Annotated in this window: 14 protein-coding genes; 8 read left to right on the top strand and 6 right to left on the bottom strand. The window is 69.1% G+C overall.

The window, feature by feature from the left end; all coding sequences use genetic code 11:
- Window positions 1-60: 60 nt before the first annotated feature.
- Window positions 61-951, bottom strand: a complete 891-nt coding sequence (locus tag LGN10_RS28535) for an HpcH/HpaI aldolase/citrate lyase family protein (RefSeq protein WP_059575905.1) — start codon at window positions 949-951, stop codon at window positions 61-63.
- A gap of 227 nt (window positions 952-1178) precedes the next feature.
- On the opposite strand from LGN10_RS28535, the gene LGN10_RS28530 reads away from it, so the two are divergent.
- The 4 genes from LGN10_RS28530 to LGN10_RS28515 all read left to right on the top strand — a co-directional run bounded on the left by LGN10_RS28530 (window position 1179) and on the right by LGN10_RS28515 (window position 5878).
- Window positions 1179-1943: an IclR family transcriptional regulator gene (locus LGN10_RS28530; RefSeq protein WP_059640647.1), complete on the top strand. Its 765-nt coding sequence runs from the start codon at window positions 1179-1181 to the stop codon at window positions 1941-1943.
- A gap of 54 nt (window positions 1944-1997) precedes the next feature.
- A complete protein-coding gene (locus LGN10_RS28525) occupies window positions 1998-3278 on the top strand; it encodes a CaiB/BaiF CoA transferase family protein (protein WP_059575901.1) in 1281 nt (426 codons plus the stop codon).
- Window positions 3279-3330: 52 nt separating this feature from the next.
- A complete protein-coding gene (locus LGN10_RS28520) occupies window positions 3331-4350 on the top strand; it encodes a cyclase family protein (RefSeq protein ID WP_226225781.1) in 1020 nt (339 codons plus the stop codon).
- 76 nt (window positions 4351-4426) lie between these two features.
- A complete protein-coding gene (locus tag LGN10_RS28515) occupies window positions 4427-5878 on the top strand; it encodes an MFS transporter (protein WP_081066612.1) in 1452 nt (483 codons plus the stop codon).
- Between the two features lie 28 nt (window positions 5879-5906).
- Here the strand turns inward: LGN10_RS28515 and LGN10_RS28510 are convergent, their stop codons facing one another.
- The 5 genes from LGN10_RS28510 to LGN10_RS28490 all read right to left on the bottom strand — a co-directional run bounded on the left by LGN10_RS28510 (window position 5907) and on the right by LGN10_RS28490 (window position 12258).
- Window positions 5907-6401, bottom strand: a complete 495-nt coding sequence (locus LGN10_RS28510) for a heme-degrading domain-containing protein (RefSeq protein ID WP_104012272.1) — start codon at window positions 6399-6401, stop codon at window positions 5907-5909.
- Window positions 6402-6507: 106 nt separating this feature from the next.
- Window positions 6508-7326 (bottom strand): 5-deoxy-glucuronate isomerase, encoded by an 819-nt coding sequence (gene iolB, locus LGN10_RS28505; RefSeq protein WP_226225779.1) that lies wholly within the window; start codon window positions 7324-7326, stop codon window positions 6508-6510.
- A gap of 56 nt (window positions 7327-7382) precedes the next feature.
- Window positions 7383-8312, bottom strand: a complete 930-nt coding sequence (iolE, locus tag LGN10_RS28500) for a myo-inosose-2 dehydratase (RefSeq protein ID WP_059640651.1) — start codon at window positions 8310-8312, stop codon at window positions 7383-7385.
- Between the two features lie 62 nt (window positions 8313-8374).
- Complete coding sequence (gene iolD / locus LGN10_RS28495) at window positions 8375-10258, bottom strand: 3D-(3,5/4)-trihydroxycyclohexane-1,2-dione acylhydrolase (decyclizing) (RefSeq protein WP_226225777.1); 1884 nt, start codon at window positions 10256-10258, stop codon at window positions 8375-8377.
- A gap of 47 nt (window positions 10259-10305) precedes the next feature.
- Window positions 10306-12258: a bifunctional 5-dehydro-2-deoxygluconokinase/5-dehydro-2-deoxyphosphogluconate aldolase gene (locus tag LGN10_RS28490; RefSeq protein WP_226225776.1), complete on the bottom strand. Its 1953-nt coding sequence runs from the start codon at window positions 12256-12258 to the stop codon at window positions 10306-10308.
- Between the two features lie 315 nt (window positions 12259-12573).
- On the opposite strand from LGN10_RS28490, the gene LGN10_RS28485 reads away from it, so the two are divergent.
- The 4 genes from LGN10_RS28485 (at window position 12574) to LGN10_RS28470 (ending at window position 17287) form a co-directional block, all read left to right on the top strand.
- The gene (locus tag LGN10_RS28485; protein WP_059575888.1) at window positions 12574-13500 is read left to right on the top strand and encodes a sugar ABC transporter substrate-binding protein; all 927 of its coding nucleotides are present in this window, start codon (window positions 12574-12576) and stop codon (window positions 13498-13500) included.
- A gap of 68 nt (window positions 13501-13568) precedes the next feature.
- A complete protein-coding gene (locus tag LGN10_RS28480; protein WP_124864082.1) occupies window positions 13569-15134 on the top strand; it encodes a sugar ABC transporter ATP-binding protein in 1566 nt (521 codons plus the stop codon).
- Window positions 15135-15161: 27 nt separating this feature from the next.
- Window positions 15162-16187, top strand: a complete 1026-nt coding sequence (locus tag LGN10_RS28475; RefSeq protein ID WP_059575884.1) for an ABC transporter permease — start codon at window positions 15162-15164, stop codon at window positions 16185-16187.
- Between the two features lie 86 nt (window positions 16188-16273).
- The gene (locus LGN10_RS28470; protein ID WP_104012269.1) at window positions 16274-17287 is read left to right on the top strand and encodes a Gfo/Idh/MocA family protein; all 1014 of its coding nucleotides are present in this window, start codon (window positions 16274-16276) and stop codon (window positions 17285-17287) included.
- Window positions 17288-17303 lie beyond the last annotated feature (16 nt).

The following is a 17303-nucleotide window of genomic DNA, read 5'->3' as shown; positions in this document are numbered from 1 at the left end:
GCGGCGCACGCGGGCGATGCCTGGCGGCTGGGTCACGCGGTCGGGCGTGCGCATCGTCGGTCAGCGTGCGCGGGCCCGCACGGCCGCGTCGCGCGCGAGTACGCGCGTGGCCTGTGCGACGCCCGCCGCGTCGACCATCCGGCCGTCGATGCGCAGCGCGCCGCGGCCGTTGGCGCGCGCGTCGTCGTACGCGGCGAGCACGGCGCGCGCGTCGCGCACCGCGTCGTCGTCCGGCCGGAACGCGCGGTTCAGCGCATCGACCTGCAGCGGATGAATGCAGGTCGCGCCCGCATAGCCGAATGCCGCGGACGCACGCGCGATGCGCTCGAACGCATCGAGGTCGCGCAGTTCGTCGAGGCCGTCGAGCAGGCCGAGCGGCAAAATGCCGGCCGCGCGCGCGGCGATGATCAGCAACTGCTTCGGCACGCGCAGCACGTCGGCGCCGGTGCCGCTTTCGCAGTTCAGCGCGAAGTCGGCGCCGCCGAGCATCATCGCGACGACGCGCGGCGACGCGCGCGCGATCCGCTCCATCGCCTGGAACGCACGCGGCGTCTCGATGATCGCGACGACGCGCGTGCCGCCGGGCGCGGCGCCGGCTTCATCCTCGAGCGTGGCCAGCAGTTCGTCGATCGCCTCGACGTGCGAGCCGCCGCGAACCTTCGGCAGCACGACGCCGTGCACGCCCGCCTGCACGGCCGCACGCAGGTCGGGCACCAGCAGGTCGAGCGGGCCGTTGGCGCGGACCAGCACGTCGTGGCCGGCGGCCCGCAGCCTCGGCACGGCGTCGGCGAGGCCGTCCCGCGCGTCGCGCTTGCACGCGAACGGGACGCTGTCTTCCAGGTCGAGGATCAGCGCATCGGCCGCGCTGGTCGCGGCCTTCTCGACGAAACGGGGGACGTGGGCAGGCACGTAGAGCAGCGAGCGCCAGACCGGTTGGGAGGTGGGATTCATCGTTGTTCTATAAAAATGAAAGTCACTTTTATTTTTGTGATCGATGGGGCCATTCGTCAAGATTATCGTTAACGCCTATATTTATGAGGAGTTGAAAGAAGTTGAACGAAGGAAGCGCTGCGGATTCATGTTGATGTCACGGCCATCCTGCGTATAATGAAAGTGACTTTCAATTTGTGTGAGCCCGGGCGCGCCGTTCGCGCCGCCCGGCACAGCGCGAGGCGGACATGAGCAAGGTAGAGACGACTAATCAGGCGGAAGGCGGCGTGGCCGCGGTCAATCGTGCGTTGACCGCGCTGCTGGCCTTCTCCGGCGCGCCCGGCGGGCTGATGCTCGCGCAGGTCAGCGACGCGACGGGGCTCAACATGAGCACGCTGCTGCGGATGTTCGAGTCCCTCGAACAATTCCGCTTCATCAAGCGCCTGCCCGACGGGCGCTACGTGTTGGGGCCGGCCGTGTTCCAGCTCGGCGTGATGTATCGCGAGTCGTTCCAGTTGCGCGAATACGTGATGCCGATCCTGTCGACGCTGTCGGCGCAGACCGGCGAGACCGCCGCGTTCTACGTGCGCGAAGGCGACCAGCGTGTCTGCCTGTTCCGCATCCAGGCGCAGCGCGCGGTGAGCACGCATCTGCGCGAAGGCGACCGCTTCGCGCTCGACGTCGGCGCGGCGGGGCGCGTGCTGCTCGCGTTTTCCGGCACGCGCGGCGGCGAGTACGAGAAGACGGCCGAGCAGGGCTATGCGGTGTCGATCGCCGAGCGCGATCCGGAGAGCGCGGCGATCGCGTGCCCGGCGTTCGGTGTCGGCCGCGTGCTGAGCGGCGCGATTTCGCTCGGCGTGCCGCGCTATCGCTTCAACAAGAAAGTGCTGGCCGATTACCTGCCGCATGTGCAGGCCGCCGCCGCGGAATTGACGCGTGCGCTCGGCGGCGATCTGCCCGCGACGGGTGCGGCGTTTCCCGCGACCGACCGGCTCGGCGCATTGCTCGAGTAGCGCCGGCGCGCGACGCGCGCATGCCTGACTGACCGACAACTACCAGGAGACATCATGTCCGTACCCGACCCGCAGGCCGCTCGCGCGGCCGGCGCGCATCGTCGCGCGTCCACCGGCCCGATCCATCCGAAATCGTTCGATGCCAACGCCACCGGGCCGCTGTCCGGCGTGCGCGTGGTCGATCTGTCGCGCCTGATGGCCGGCAACATGCTGAGCGTGCAGTTGGCCGACTTCGGCGCGGACGTCGTGAAGGTCGAAAGCGAGCGCGGCGATACGTTGCGCGCGGTCGGCGCCGGCGGCATCAGCACGAACTGGAAGGTGTACGGGCGCAACAAGCGCAGCGTGTGCGTCGATCTGCGCACGCCAGAGGGCGTCGACATCGTGCGCCGGCTGGTGCGCGACGCGGACGTGTTCGTCGAAAGCTTCAAGCCGGGCGTCGCGGAGCGGATGGGGCTCGGCCCCGACGACCTGCTCGCGATCCGCCCGGAACTCGTGATCGCGCGGATCTCCGGCTGGGGACAGACCGGGCCGTATCGCCACAAGCCGGGCTTCGGCACGCTCGCCGAAGGCTATGCGGGTTTCGCGGCGATCAACGGGTTCGCCGATCGCGAGCCGGTGCTGCCGCCGATGTTTCTCGCCGACATGACGGCCGGGATGTCCGGCGCGCTCGCCGTGCTGGTCGCGCTGCATGCGCGCGGCGCGCAGCGGGCGGCCGGGCAGGTGATCGACGTGTCGCTGTTCGAGCCGCTGCTGTCGATCCTCGGGCCGGCCGCGGCGAACTACGTGATGACCGGCGAGATCAAGCCGCGCACCGGCAGCCGCTCGACGAACACCGCGCCGCGCAACGCGTATCGCACGCGCGACGGCAAGTGGCTGTGCCTGTCGAGTTCGACGCAGGCGATGGCCGAGCGGCTGTTCCGCGCGATCGGGCGCGCCGATCTGATCGACGATCCGCGCTATGCGACCAACGTACTGCGCGTGCGGCACGCGCAAGCGCTCGATGCGATCGTCGGCGAATTCATCGCCGCGCGCGATCTCGACGCCAATCTCGCGTTCTTCGAGGAGGCGGGCGTGACGGTCGGGCCGATCCAGGACATCGCGCAGATCGTCGCCGATCGCTACGTGATCGAGCGCGAGGCGCTGGTCGAGCTGCCCGACGACGACGTCGGCAGCCTGCCGATGCACAACGTCACGCCGCGCCTGTCGGGTACGCCCGGCGCCTTCCGCCGGCCCGCGCCCGCGCTCGGCGAACACAACCGCGAAATCCTGCAGCCGCTGCTCGGCGAGCACGAATACGCACGGCTCGCCGCGCTGGGCGTGATCCGCTCGCAGTAAGCGGGCCGCGCACCGGCAGAGACCGGATGCACCGCATAGTGGAGGAGGCACCATGAATCCGCGTTGGACCCACCGACCGCCCGGTTCGAACTGGGGCGATTTCGGCCCGGACGACCAGAAGGGGCGCCTGAACTGGCTGACGCCGGACGCCGTGCTGCGCGGCGTCGCGGAAGTGCGCGAAGGCCGCGTGTTCTCGCTGAGCCTGCCGCTCGACGTGCCGCGCGGCGGCGGACTGAACGCGAGACGGCGCCCGCCGGCGATCATGCCGGCGCTGCTGGGCGACAAGCCGTACTTCGGCTACCGCGCCGACGAACAGGTTGCGAACGCAACGGATGTCGTCTGCGACGACGCGTTCTGCCTGCATTCGCAGTTCTCGACGCAATGGGATGCGCTGTCGCACGTCGGCTCGCTGTTCGATCCGGCCGGCGACGGCGAAAAGACCCGCGTGTTCTACAACGGCTACCGGATGGACGAGCATATCCGCGTGCCGGAAGCGGGCGCCGCGCAAGGCGGCGCGCACGCGCTCGGCATCGAGGTGATGGCGCGCACCGGCGTGCAGGGGCGCGGCGTGATGGTCGACCTGCGCCGCCACTTCGGCGACGCGCGGCGCAAGATCGGTTTCGACGACTGGATGGCGGTGCTGCGCGCGGACGGCGTGAGCGTCGAGCGCGGCGATATCGTCTGCGTGCACACGGGTTTCGCGGACCTTCTGCTCGCCGCCGACGCGCGCGGCGAGACCGGTGCGCCGCCAGCATGCTGCGTGCTGGACGGCGCCGACGAACGTCTGCTGAACTGGATCGACGCGTCGGGGCTCGCCGCGCTCGCGGCCGACAACCACGCGGTCGAGGAGCGCCCGCGCGACGCGCCGCCGCGCGCGCGGCCCGGCGCGCTGATGCCGCTGCACGAGCTGTGCCTGTTCAAGCTCGGCATCCATCTCGGCGAGCTGTGGCACCTGACGCCGCTGGCGGACTGGCTGCACGAACACCGTCGCAACCGCTTCCTGCTGACCGCGCCGCCGCTGCATCTGCGCGGGCTCGTCGGCTCGCCGGTCAATCCGGTCGCCACCGTGTGATTGCCTGCCGCGCGGCCCGCGCCGCGCGTTGATCGACGTCCCGCGCGGCGCGCGGGCGGACTACCGAGGACGCGCCATGTCTGACTCTGTTGCGGCATCGCTCGCCGCGCGCATCGACCGCCTGCCCGCGACGGCGAGCATCTGGAAGCTCGTGCTGTTCCTGAGCGTGGGCGGCTTCTTCGAGGTCTACGACCTGTTCCAGATGACCTATCTGCCGCCCGGGCTGATTCGCGACGGCATCTTTCACACCGGCGCGCGCGGCGTGCTCGGCATGTCCGACCAGGGCGCGCTCGGCGCGGCGACGTTCATCGGGCTGTTCGTCGGCGAGATGTTCGTGTCGCGCCTGGCGGACCGCTACGGGCGTCGCGCGCTGTTTACCGGCGCGCTGCTGCTCTATACCGTCGCGAGCCTGGCGATGTGCGTGCAGTGGAGCGCGATCGGCGTGCTCGCGTGCCGCTTCGTCGCGGGCTGCGGCGTCGGCGCGGAGCTGATCACGATCGGCGCGTTCCTGACCGAGCTGGTGCCGAAGGCGGTGCGTGGCCGTGCATTTGCCGTCTGCTTCGCCGTCGGGTATCTGGCCATGCCGGTGCTCGCGTTCGTATCGTGGCTCTGGGTCCCGCGCGATCCGCTCGGCTGGTCGGGATGGCGCTGGGTCGTGCTGCTCGGCGGAAGTGGCGCGGTGGTCGTCTGGTGGCTGCAGGCGCGCCTGCCGGAGTCGCCGCGCTGGCTCGTCGGCGTGGGCCGGGAAGCCGAGGCCGAACGCATCGTGGCCCGACTCGAACGGATCGTCGCGCGCGAATCGGGGCGGCCGCTGCCGGCGGTCCGGCCGCCGGCCGCCGACGTGCAGCCGGCGCCACGCGCGCCGTCGATGTGGGATGCGCGGCACCGCGGCCGCACCGCGATGCTGATCGCGTTCAACGGCTTCCTGAGCATCGGCTTCTTCGGTTTCAGCCAATGGCTGCCGACGCTGCTCGCCGCGCAGGGCGCGACCGTCGCGAAAAGCCTCGGCTATGCATTCGTGATCGCGTTCGCGTATCCGGTGTCGCCGCTCGTCGCAGGCCTGCTCGCCGACCGGATCGAGCGCAAGTGGTTGATCGTCGCGTCGGCGTTCGGCGTCGCGCTGTTCGGCAGTGCGTTCGCGACGTCGGCGCAGGCGCCGTTCGTGATCGCGTTCGGCCTGCTCGTCACGCTGTCGAGCACGGTGCTCGCGAGCAACGGCACCGCGTACCAGTCGGAACTGTTTCCGACCGCGATCCGCGGGCGCGCGCTCGGCTTCGTGCATTCGATCGGCCGCCTGACCGGCGCGGCCAGCAGTTTCATCGTCGCGTTGCTGCTCGAGCGCGCGGGGGTGTCCGCGGTGTTCGCGCTGATCGGCGGCAGCATGCTGATCGTGATGCTGTCGATCGGCGCGTTCGGGCCGCGCACCAACAACCGGTCGCTCGACGATATCCCGGACGAGCAAGCTGACTCGGCCGTGGCGAACCGGCCGGCCGGCACGCTCGACGCGCTGCCGACGCGCCGTTCGTGACGGCCTGCGTGCGCTGGTGCGACGCCCGCTATGCGCTCATCGCCAGCGCGGTCGCGCCGACGTGCCACCGCAAGCATTCGACGACGAGCGCGTGATTGTCTTCGGAGCCGAGCCCCGCGATCGTCATCGCGCCGACGATGCCGGCGCCGACGAGCCGCAACGGCACGCCGCCGCCGTCGAGCGCGTAATCGTCGTCCGACAGGCCTTGCGAGCGCAGCGACCAGCCGGCACGCCGAAAGCACGCGCCGACCGCGAGCGAACTCTGGCCGAAACGCAGCACCGTGTTCTGCCGGCGGCGGATCGCATCGCCGTCGCGCGCGTCGCTGCCGTCGAGCGCGCAATAGAACAGCGGCGCGTGCCCGCCGACGATGCCGACCGCAATCGGCAGTCCGCGTCGCGTCGCGAGGTTGACCGCGATTTCTCCGATGCGGCGCGCGACGGCTGCATTGAAGTGCGGCAGCGCCGGGTTCGACGCATCGTCGTCGAAGGCGTGGGGTTCGAGGCGAAAGGGGGGCGTCACCATGGCGGCTCCGTCGCATTGCCGGCGCTGCACGCGCGTGCCGGGCGTTGCATCGTCACGGGCCGCGCGCGGGCCCGTCTTCCGTTCGGTGCTTCGGCGTTTCAGTGCTTCAACGATGGGGCGCCGCGTCCAGCATCCACTCGTGCGCGGGATCGTTCTTGAACGCCCACGCGCGGCTTGGGCCCGCCATCACGTTCAGGTAGTACAGGTTGTAGCCGTGAGGCGCCACCACCGGGTGATAGCCGCGCGGCACCATCACGACGTCGTGGTTCTCGACCGCGCAGGCTTCGTCGAGGCTGCGGTCGTCCGTGTACACGCGCTGGAACGCGAAACCCTGCGGCGGATCGATCCGGTGATAGTAGGTTTCCTCGAGCGAGGTTTCGTCGGGCGCGGCGTCGCGGTCGTGCTTGTGCGGCGGATAGCTGCTCGAATGGCTGGCCGGCGTGACGACTTCGACGACGAGCAGCCGGTCGGCGGCCGGGTTGTCGCCCATCAGGATGTCGCATACGTAGCGCGTGTTGGTGCCTTGCCCGCGCACCGAGCGGCGCATCCGCTCGCCGTCGAGGCGCAGCACGCGCTTGTCGCCGCTCGCGTACGGCGCGGTGCACAGCGCGACTTCCGCATCGCGCGTCGCGACCAGCGTCACCGTCTTGCCGCCCGGCACGTACAGCGCGTCCGGCGACACGTCCTCGAACACGCTGTCGCGCCTGCCGAGCGCGTCGTGGGTTTCGCCGTCGATTTCGGCGCGCACCGTGCCCGTCAGCACGACGACGCACAGTTCGCGCGTGCCGGTGTCGAGCGTCTCGGTGTCGCCGGCCTTCAGGCGCAGCGCGCGAAAGCCGACGTGTTTCCAGCCGGCCGATTCGGGCGTGACGTTGCAGATTTCGCGGTCGGCGGATGCCTTGACCAGCAGGGGAGAAATCGTCATGAGATGGGTCTCCGCAATAGGGTAGGGCGCGACCGCCCAGGCGCTTGCGCGCGTGCTCAAGCGCTCAACCGGTCGACGATCGCGCGCAGCGCGTCGTAGCCCTTCTTCGCATACTGATAGCTCGGCGCGACGGCCGGATCCTGCTCGGCCTCGACGACGAGCCAGCCTTCGTAGCCGGCGTCCTTCAGCGTGCGCAGCGTCGCGTCGTAATCGAGCGCGCCGTCGCCCGGCACCGTGAAGGTGCCGTTGATCACGCCGTTCAGGAAGCTCCAGCCGTCGTTGCGCGCCTGGTTCACGACTTGCGGCCGCACGTCCTTGCAATGCACGTGCGCCACGCGCGATACGTGCTTCTTCAGCAGCGCCACCGGGTCGGCCGCGCCGCCGAAATACGCATGGCCGGTGTCGAACAGCAGGAACACCTTCGCCGGATCGGTCAGCGCCATCAGCCGGTCGACGTCGGCCGGGGATTCGACGTACGCGCCCATGTGGTGATGGTAGGCGAGCTTGATGCCGTACGTGTCGAGCAGGTGCGCGCCGAACGCGTCGAGGCGCGCCGCATAGCGCCGCCACGCTTCGTCGTCGACGAAACGCGGTCGCTTCGCCACCGGCGTGTCGATGCTGCCCTGGATCGTGCCCGCGCATTCGCCGTACACGACGACCTTCACGTCGTTGAATTGCAGCTTCGTCATGTGCGCGCGGCAGCGCTCGATCTCCGCCGCCACCGCATCGGCGTCCGTCATGCCCGGCGCGACTTCCGCGAGGAAGCCCGAATACCAGCCCGACACGCACACGAGCCCGAATTCGGCGAGCTTCGCCTTCAGTTCGGGGCCCGTCTTCGGAAACTTGTTGCCGAGCTCGAAGCCCGCGTAGCCGATCTCGGCGCCTTCCTTCAGCGCCGTTTCGAGCGGCGTCTCGCCGCCGAGCGACGGCAGGTCGTCGTTCATCCACGACAGGGGATTGATACCGATGCGGACGTTCCAGCTCATGACGTGCTTCCTTGGTTCGAATGTTGTTTTACCGGTGCGGCAGAGGCGCGGGGCAGGCGCGCTCAACGTCGCTGGCGCGTCTTCGCGTCGAGATACGCGCGGTGCGCCGCTTCGACGCCGGCGCGTCCGGATACCTGCGGCACCGCGACCTCCCACCACGCGCCGCCGTCGTCGGTCGTGCGATGGTGCGTGGTGTCGATCACGAGCACCTGGCTCTTCGTCGCCGCACGCGCGCGCTTCATTTCATCGCGCAATTCGCCGACGTCGCGCACGTGCACGGCTTCGGCGCCCATCGCGCGCGCATGCATCGCGAAGTCGATCGTCGAGCGTTCGCCGCCTTCGGGCACGCAGTCGTCGAGCATGTTGTTGAAGCTCGCGCCGCCGCAATGGCGTTGCAGCCGCTCGATGCAGCCGTAGCCGCGGTTGTCGAGGATCACGACGATCAGCTTGCGGCCGAGCATCACCGACGTCGCGAGTTCCGCGTTGAGCATCATGTACGAGCCGTCGCCGACGATCACGATCACTTCGCGCTCGGGGCGCGCGAGCTTCGCGCCGAGGCCGCCCGCGACTTCGTAGCCCATGCACGAATACGCATAGTCCATGTGGTAGTTGCCCGGCACGCCGCTGCGCCACAGTTTGTGCAGTTCGGCCGGCAGCGTGCCGGCCGCGCAGACGACGAGATCGTCGCGCGCGCTGTCGCGCCCCGCGTCGGCCGCGGAGTCGCGCACCGCGCCGATCACTTCCGCGTCGTACGGCAGCGTGTCCTTCGGAATCCGTGTGGTCAGCTCGGTCACGCGCGCGTTCCATGCGGTGGCCTGGTCGCGGTTCGCGGCGGTCCACGCCGCATCGGCGCGCCAGCCGGCCAGCGCGGCTGATAGCTGCCCAAGGCCCGTGCGCGCATCGGCCACGAGTTGCCGGCCGCGCTTCTTGCCCGCGTCGAACGGCTGCACGTTCAGGCTCAGCAGCGTCGCGTCGCCGTAGAGCGCGTGCGAGCCGGTCGTGAAATCCTGCAGCCGCGTGCCGACCGCGAACACGACGTCGGCCTGCGCGGCCGCGCGGTTCGCGGCGGGCGAGCCCGTCACGCCGATCGAGCCGAGGTTCAGCGGATGATCCCACGCGAGGCTGCCCTTGCCGGCCTGCGATTCGGCGACGGGCACGCCGTGCGTGTCGGCGAACGCGCGCAGCGCGTCCCACGCTTGGCTGTACAGCACGCCGCCGCCGGCGACGATCAGCGGCTTCTTCGCGGCTTTCAGCACGTCGAGCGCGTCGGCGAGCTCGAGCGCGTCGGCCGGCGGCCGGCGCATCCGGATCACCGGCGGCGCGAAGAAATCCTCGGGCCAGTCGTACGCGAAGGTCTGCACGTCCTGCGGCAGCGCGAGGCATACGGGCCCGCACTGCGCGGGATCGGTCATCACCTGGATCGCGCGCGGCAGCGCGACGAGCAGTTGCTCGGGCGACGTGATGCGATCGAAGTAGCGCGTGACGGGCCGGAAGCAGTCGTTCGCGCTGACGTCGCCCTGTTCGAAATCCTCGATCTGCTGCAGCACCGGGTCGGGCAGCCGCGACACGAACACGTCGCCGGGCAGCAACAGCAGCGGCAAGCGGCCGACGTGCGCGAGCGCGGCGGAGGTCAGCATGTTGGTCGCGCCGGGGCCGATGCTCGACGTCGCGGCCATCATTCGCTGGCGGAAATGCGCTTTCGCGAACGCGACGGCCGCGTTGGCCATCCCTTGCTCGTTGTGCGCGCGAAACGTCGGCAGCCGGTCCTTCTCCGCATGCAGCGCTTCGCCGAGACCGGCCACGTTGCCGTGGCCGAAGATCGCGAACACGCCGCCGCAGTACGGCAGGATCTCGGTGCGCCCGTCGGGCTGGACGACTTCGGCGCGCAGGGCGGCCAGGTAGCGCACGAGCGCCTGGCTGACGGTCAGTCTTACGGTGGTGGTCATCGTCGGTCGATAGAGAGGAGTCGGGTGGTCGTCACGAACACGGGGCATCAGGCCGCGGCGGCCCGCGCGGTGGCCCGGCGGCCGAGCCACGCGTCGACCAGTTGCGCGAAGTTGCCGGCTACTTCGTCGATCAGCGCCTGATCGTCGATCCGGCCCGCGAACCAGTTCAGCGACGCATCGGCCCACAGCGTGCGCCCGACCATGAAGCCCTTGACGATCGGGTTGGTCGCCGAGCGGAAGCTGTCGACCAGGTATTGCAGCGGCTGGTTCAGGCCGAGGATCACCGCGCCGCGGCAGTACGGGTCGCGCTCGGCGATCAGCGCGGCGAGCCGCGCCCAGCCGTCGGCGGTGAGCGGCGTGAGCTTCCACCATTCGGGCTTCACGCCGAGGTTGTAGAAGCGCGCGACCGTGCGCAGCACCGCGTCGTCCTCGGTGCCGGCCGGCGTGACCGCGCGCGGCGGAATCATTTCCAGCAGCAGCTCGTTGCCGCTCGCGCGCGTGGCTTCCCACAGTTCCAGCACGCGCTGCTCCTGCTCGACGCGCAGGTCGACGGAGTCGTCGGGGTGATAGTGAACGAGGCACTTCACGACCTGTTCGGTCGGCCAGTGCGTGAGCGACGAGCCGACCGAGCGCGTGTCGTCGAAACGCAGCGGCCGCGAGCCGGGCAGCTCGACCGGGCGGCCGACCCACCAGCCGCGCCCCGTGGCCGACGCGAGCGCGTCGCTGCCGTATGCGCCGCCGTCGATCAGCACGCCGACGTGGCCGGCGATCCCGCGATCGCGCTCGACCTGTTCGACCGCGCGCACGAGCAGGCGCTTCAACGTCTTGATCCGTGCTTCGTCCGCGCCGGCCTGCACTGCCAGCTCGTGGAACTGGCTGCGATGGTCGAACGCCATCACGCACAGGTCGTCCCAGTCGCGGCGCGGCACCGTCACGCGATGCAGGTGCGCGAGCGTGCGGTCGGCATCGACCGCCGGATTGCGCCCGCCGTCGAACCAGTGCGCGAGTTCGGCCGGCGTCGGCATCGCGGCCGAGCACGCGTGGCGCGACACGACGATCGCGCCGCACGCGTTCGCGATGCGCGTCGATTCGGCCCAGTCGCGCCCGCGCAGCAGCCCCGACAGCAGGCCCGACAGGAACGCGTCGCCCGCGCCGAGCACGTTGAGCACCTCGACCCGCTCGCCGAGATAGGTCGGCGCATCGTCGATGCGCGCGGGAACGTCGCCTTCGATCACGCAGCAGCCGAGCGCGCCGCGCTTGACCACCAGCGTCGCGTTCGTGATCGCGCGCACCGCCTGCAACGACGCGATCAGGTCGTGCGGCACGCCGCCCGCGATCAGGAATTCCTCCTCGGTGCCGACCAGCAGGTCGAATTCGCCGAGCACCTGCTGCAACTGCCGCGTCACCTGCGCGTCGGGCACGTAGCGGTTTTCGCCGGCGCCGCGCGCGGTCAGCCCCCACAGCACCGGCCGGTAGTCGATATCGAGGATGCGCACGGCGCCGTGGCGGCGCGCATACGTCAACGCGGTCAGCGACGCCTCGCGCGTGCCCGGCGTCGACAGATGCGTGCCGGTGATCGCCAGCGCGCGGCAGCCGGCGATGAAGTCCTCGCTGATCTCGTCGGCGCGCACGGCCATGTCCGCGCAGTTCTCTCGCACGAACAGCAGCGGGAACGTGTCGCGATCCTTCAGCCCGAGCAGCACCAGCGCGGTCAGGCGCTCGCGGTCGGTCTGCAACTGGCTCGTGTCGCAGCCTTCGCGCTCGAGCGTCTCGCGCAGGAAGCGGCCCATCTGCTCGTCGCCGACGCGCGAAATCATCGCGGTCTTCAGGCCCAGCCGCGCGACGCCGAACGCGACGTTGCCCGACGAACCGCCGAGATACATCTGGAAGCTGCGCGCATCCTCGAGGCGGCTGCCGTACTGCTGGGCATAGAGATCCACGGCCACGCGGCCGAGGCAGGCGAGATCGATGGGGCGGTCACTCGGAAAGTTCAGGCTCATATCACGTGTCACGCTCGCGGCCGGCGTTCGGCGCTGCCGGCAGATTAGGGACCGATCCAGCGGCGGCTGTCCGCGGCACGTGCCGCACGACGCGAGGCTGCCTGCCGCCGGGAATCGGGCTACGGAACGGAGTCTAGACTTTTTGGAAATACAGTTCCCTAGGTGAAATCACGTAGAAATAAATTTCCAAATTTTCGAGGAAGTGATCTACAGTTTCATCCGGATGCTTCAGTCCCGATCGGACCAGATCGGACTCGGCCCGGCGGCGCGCAACGCGCCGTCTTCCGCCCCCGGAGATGAGGAGACAGATTGATCATGAAGACCAAGCTGATGGCCGTCGCGGCCGCCGCGATCCTGGCCGCGCCGCTCGCGCATGCCGAGAAGATCGGCGTGACGATGGCATCGTTCGACGACACGTTCCTGACCATCCTGCGCAACAGCATTGCCGATTCGGCGAAGAAGGACGGCGTGACCGTGCAGATCGAGGACGGCGGCAATGACGTCGGCAAGCAGTTGAGCCAGGTCCAGAACATGATCGCGCAGAAGGTCGACGCGATCATCGTGAACGCGGTCGATACCGACGCGACGCCGAAGATCACGAAGATGGTGACCGCCGCGAAGATCCCGCTCGTCTACGTGAACCGCAAGCCGGTCGATTTCGACAAGCTGCCGGCCGGCGTCGCGGTCGTCGCTTCCGACGAGAAGCAGTCGGGCACGCTGCAGGCGCGCCAGGTGTGCAAGCTGCTCGGCGGCAAGGGCGACATCCTCGTGCTGATGGGCGAGCTGTCCAACGAGTCGGCGCGCGCCCGCACCAAGGACATCGAGGACGTGATCGCGACGAAGGATTGCGCGGGCATGAAGATCGTCGACAAGCGCGAAGGCAAGTGGAGCCGCACGCAGGGCCAGGACATCACGATGAACTGGCTGAGCTCCGGGACGAAGTTCGACGCGATCGTGTCGAACAACGACGAAATGGCGATCGGCGCGATCAACGCGCTGAAGGCCGCGCGCAAGCTGACGCCGAAGACGGTCGTCGCCGGCATCGACGCGACGCCGGACGGCCTCGCGGCGATGAAGGCCGGCGAGCTGAAGGTGTCGGTCTACCAGAACGCGACCGGGCAGGGCGCGCAAGCGGTGGCCGCGGCGCTCAAGCTCGCGAAGAAGCAGCCGGTCGATCGCTACGTGAACGTGCCGTTCGAGCTCGTCACGCCGGAGAACATGAACCAGTACGCGAAGCACTGACCGGTTTTCCCGCTGAACTGCGCGGGCCCGGCGCGGCCGGGTTCGCGCGCGACTTTCGAGGAACGTCCATGTTTACAGCCAGGATCGCGCGCTCGATGGCCAGCGAAAGCGCGCCGGCCGCTTCGTCCGCCGCGCCCGGCGCGGCCATGGCCGACTGCGTGCTCGAGGTGCGCGGCGTCGGCAAGTCCTTTCCCGGCGTCGTCGCGCTCGACGGCGTGCAGTTCCGCGTGCGCCGCGGCACCGTTCATGCGCTGATGGGCGAGAACGGCGCCGGCAAGTCCACGCTGATGAAGATCATCGCGGGCGTCTACACGCCCGACCAGGGCGAAATCCTGATCAACGGCGAGCCCGTCGTGCTGAACGGGCCGCTCGACGCGCTCGATCGCGGGATCGCGATGATCCATCAGGAGCTCAACCTGATGCCTTACATGACGGTCGCGGAGAACATCTGGATCCGCCGCGAACCGAAGAACCGCTTCGGCCTGATCGATCACGCCGAGCTGCGCCGCCGCACGGCCGAGCTGTTCGAGCGGCTGTCGGTCGACATCGATCCGGAAACCGACGTGCGCACGCTGACGGTCGCGAGCCGCCAGATGGTCGAGATCGCGAAGGCCGTGTCGTTCGACTCGGACGTGCTAATCATGGACGAGCCGACCTCCGCGCTGACCGACAGGGAAGTCACGCACCTGTTCCGGATCATTCGCCAGTTGCGCGAGCAGGGCAAGGGCATCGTCTACATCACGCACAAGATGAACGAGCTGTTCGAGATCGCCGACGAATTCTCGGTGTTCCGCGACGGCAAGTACATCGGCACGCACGCATCGAGCGACGTCACGCGCGACGACATCATCCGCATGATGGTCGGGCGCGAGATCACGCAGATGTTCCCGAAGGAAGCGGTGCCGATCGGCGACGTCGTGCTGTCGGTGAAGGATCTCTGCGTCGACGGCGTGTTCCGCGACGTGAGCTTCGAGCTGCGCGCGGGCGAGATTCTCGGTGTCGCGGGCCTCGTCGGCTCCGGGCGCTCCAACGTCGCGGAGGCGCTGTTCGGCGTCGTGCCGGCCACGTCGGGCGAGATCCGCATCGACGGCAAGCCGGTGCGCATTTCGACGCCCGCGCAGGCGATGCGGCACGGAATGGCGTTCCTCACCGAGGACCGCAAGGACTCCGGCTGCTTCCTGAATCTCGACCTGCTCGCGAACATGGAAGCGGCGGTGCTCAGCCGTCGCTACGTGAAGTTCAACTTCGTGCAGCACGCGCAATTGAAGCGCGACTGCGAGGAAATGAGCCGGATGCTGCGCGTGAAGTCGCCCGGGCTGCACGAAACCATCCAGAACCTGTCCGGCGGCAACCAGCAGAAGGTGCTGATCGGCAGGTGGCTGCTCACGCAGCCGCGCATCCTGATCCTCGACGAACCGACCCGCGGCATCGACGTCGGCGCGAAGGCCGAGATCCACCGGCTCGTCAGCGCGCTCGCCGGCAAGGGCGTCGCGGTGCTGATGATCTCGTCGGAGATGCCGGAAGTGCTGGGCATGAGCGATCGCGTGATGGTGATGCACGAAGGGCGCATGACCGGCATCGTCGATCGCAAGGACGCCGACCAGGTCCGCATCATGGATCTCGCGTCGCGCTGAGCCGAAACAAGATTGGAGACAACTGAAATGGGCAACCTGAACCCGGTCGCGGATGCGCAGACCATGACACTCAAGTCGCGGCATGCGAAGTGGCCGCCCGAACTGAGCATCTTCCTCGTGCTGGTCGGCATCAGCCTGTTCTTCGAGATCGTCGGCTGGGTCGTCGTCGGCCAGAGCTTCTTGTTCAATGCCGAGCGGCTCGAGATCATCGTGCTGCAGATGGCCGTGATCGGCATCATCGCGGTCGGCGTGAACCTCGTGATCATCACGAGCGGGATCGACCTGTCGTCGGGGTCGGTCGTCGCGGCCGCCGCCGTCGTGTCGGCGAGCCTCGCGCAGGTGTCCGACTTCCCGCGCGCGGTGTTTCCGCACCTCACCGACCTGCCGGTCATCTGGCCGGTGCTGGCCGGCGTGTGCGTCGGGCTGCTGGTCGGCCTGCTGAACGGCACGCTGATCGCGATGACGGGCATCCCGCCGTTCATCGCGACGCTCGGCACGATGGTCGCCGCGCGCGGCTTCGCGAAGTGGTTCACCAACGGGATGCCGGTGTCGATGCTGACCGACCCGTTCGCGGCGATCGGCGCGGGCGCCAATCCGGTGATCATCTTCGTCGTGATCGCCGCGATCTTCCACGTCGTGCTGCGCTATACGCGCTTCGGCAAGTACACCTATGCGATCGGCGCGAACCGTCACGCGGCCGTCGTGTCGGGCATCAACGTCACGCGGCACCTGATCTTCGTCTATGCGATCGCGGGCCTCCTGAGCGGGATTGCCGGCACCGTGACGGCCGCGCGCGCGATCTCCGGGCAGTCGGGCATGGGCGTGATGTACGAGCTCGATGCGATCGCGGCCGTCGTGATCGGCGGCACGTCGCTGTCGGGCGGCCTCGGCCGCGTGACGGGCACCGTGATCGGCGTGCTGATCCTCGGCGTAATGACGTCGGGCTTCACGTTCATCCGCATCGACGCGTATTACCAGGAGATGGTGAAGGGCGCGATCATCGTCGCGGCCGTGATCGCCGACCAGTACCGCAACAAGAAGTCGCGCCGCTGAGCGCGCGGGCCGCCCGCATTCGAGAGGGAAGCGACCGGCGCGGCATGGGCCGCGCCGCTGATGAACGAACCACCGGAGACAACTGCATGACCTTGCAAATCGGCGTGATCGGCTGCGGCGCGATCGGCCAGGACCACATTCGCAGACTGACCCGCACGCTGTCCGGCGCGCGCGTCGTGGCCGTCAACGACATCGATCCGCGGCAGGCGCGCGACGCGGTGACGAAATACGGGCTCGACGCCGAGATCTACGGCGACGGCCACGAAGTGATCGCGGCCGCCGACGTGCAGGCCGTGCTCGTCACGTCCTGGGGGCCGACGCACGAAGCGTTCGTGCTCGACGCGATCGCGCACGGCAAGCCGGTGTTCTGCGAGAAGCCGCTGGCCGTCACGGCCGACGGTTGCATGCGGATCGTCGAAGCCGAGCTCGCACACGGCAAGCGGCTCGTGCAGGTCGGCTTCATGCGGCCGTACGACGAAGGCTATCGCGCGTTGAAGCGCGTGATCGACAGCGGCGAAATCGGCGCGCCGCTGATGCTGCATTGCGCGCACCGCAACCAGTCGGTCGGCGAGCGCTACACGACCGACATGGCGATCACCGACACGCTGATCCACGAACTCGACGTGCTGCGCTGGCTGCTCGGCGAGGATTACACGAGCGCGCAGGTCGTCTATCCGAAGAAGACGCGCCATGCATCCGCGCATCTCGCCGATCCGCAGATCGTGCTGCTCGAAACCGCGAGCGGCGTGCGCATCGACGTCGAGATCTTCGTGAACTGCCAGTACGGCTACGACATCCAGTGCGAGGTGGTCGGCGAGCAGGGCATCGCGAAGCTGCCCGATCCGCCGGCCGTCGGGCTCAAGCATGCGGCGCGGCAGTCGGTCGAGATCATGACCGACTGGAAGGAGCGCTTCATCGCGTCGTACGACGTCGAGCTGCAGGCGTTCATCGACGGCGTGCGGCAGGGCGTGCTGACCGGGCCGTCCGCGTGGGACGGCTACGCGGCGGCGGTCGCGGCCGACGCGTGCGTGCGGGCCCAGAAGACCGGCGCGGTCGAGCCGATCGCGATGGCCGAGCGTCCCGCGTTCTATCGCGGCTGACCAGCGACCGCCCGCC

Origin of the sequence: Burkholderia sp. AU32262, assembly GCF_020419985.1 — a bacterium.
GTDB classification, from domain to species: Bacteria; Pseudomonadota; Gammaproteobacteria; order Burkholderiales; family Burkholderiaceae; genus Burkholderia; species Burkholderia semiarida.
Note: the sequence above shows the minus strand (reverse complement) of the source record. Positions and strands in the feature narration are given on the sequence as shown.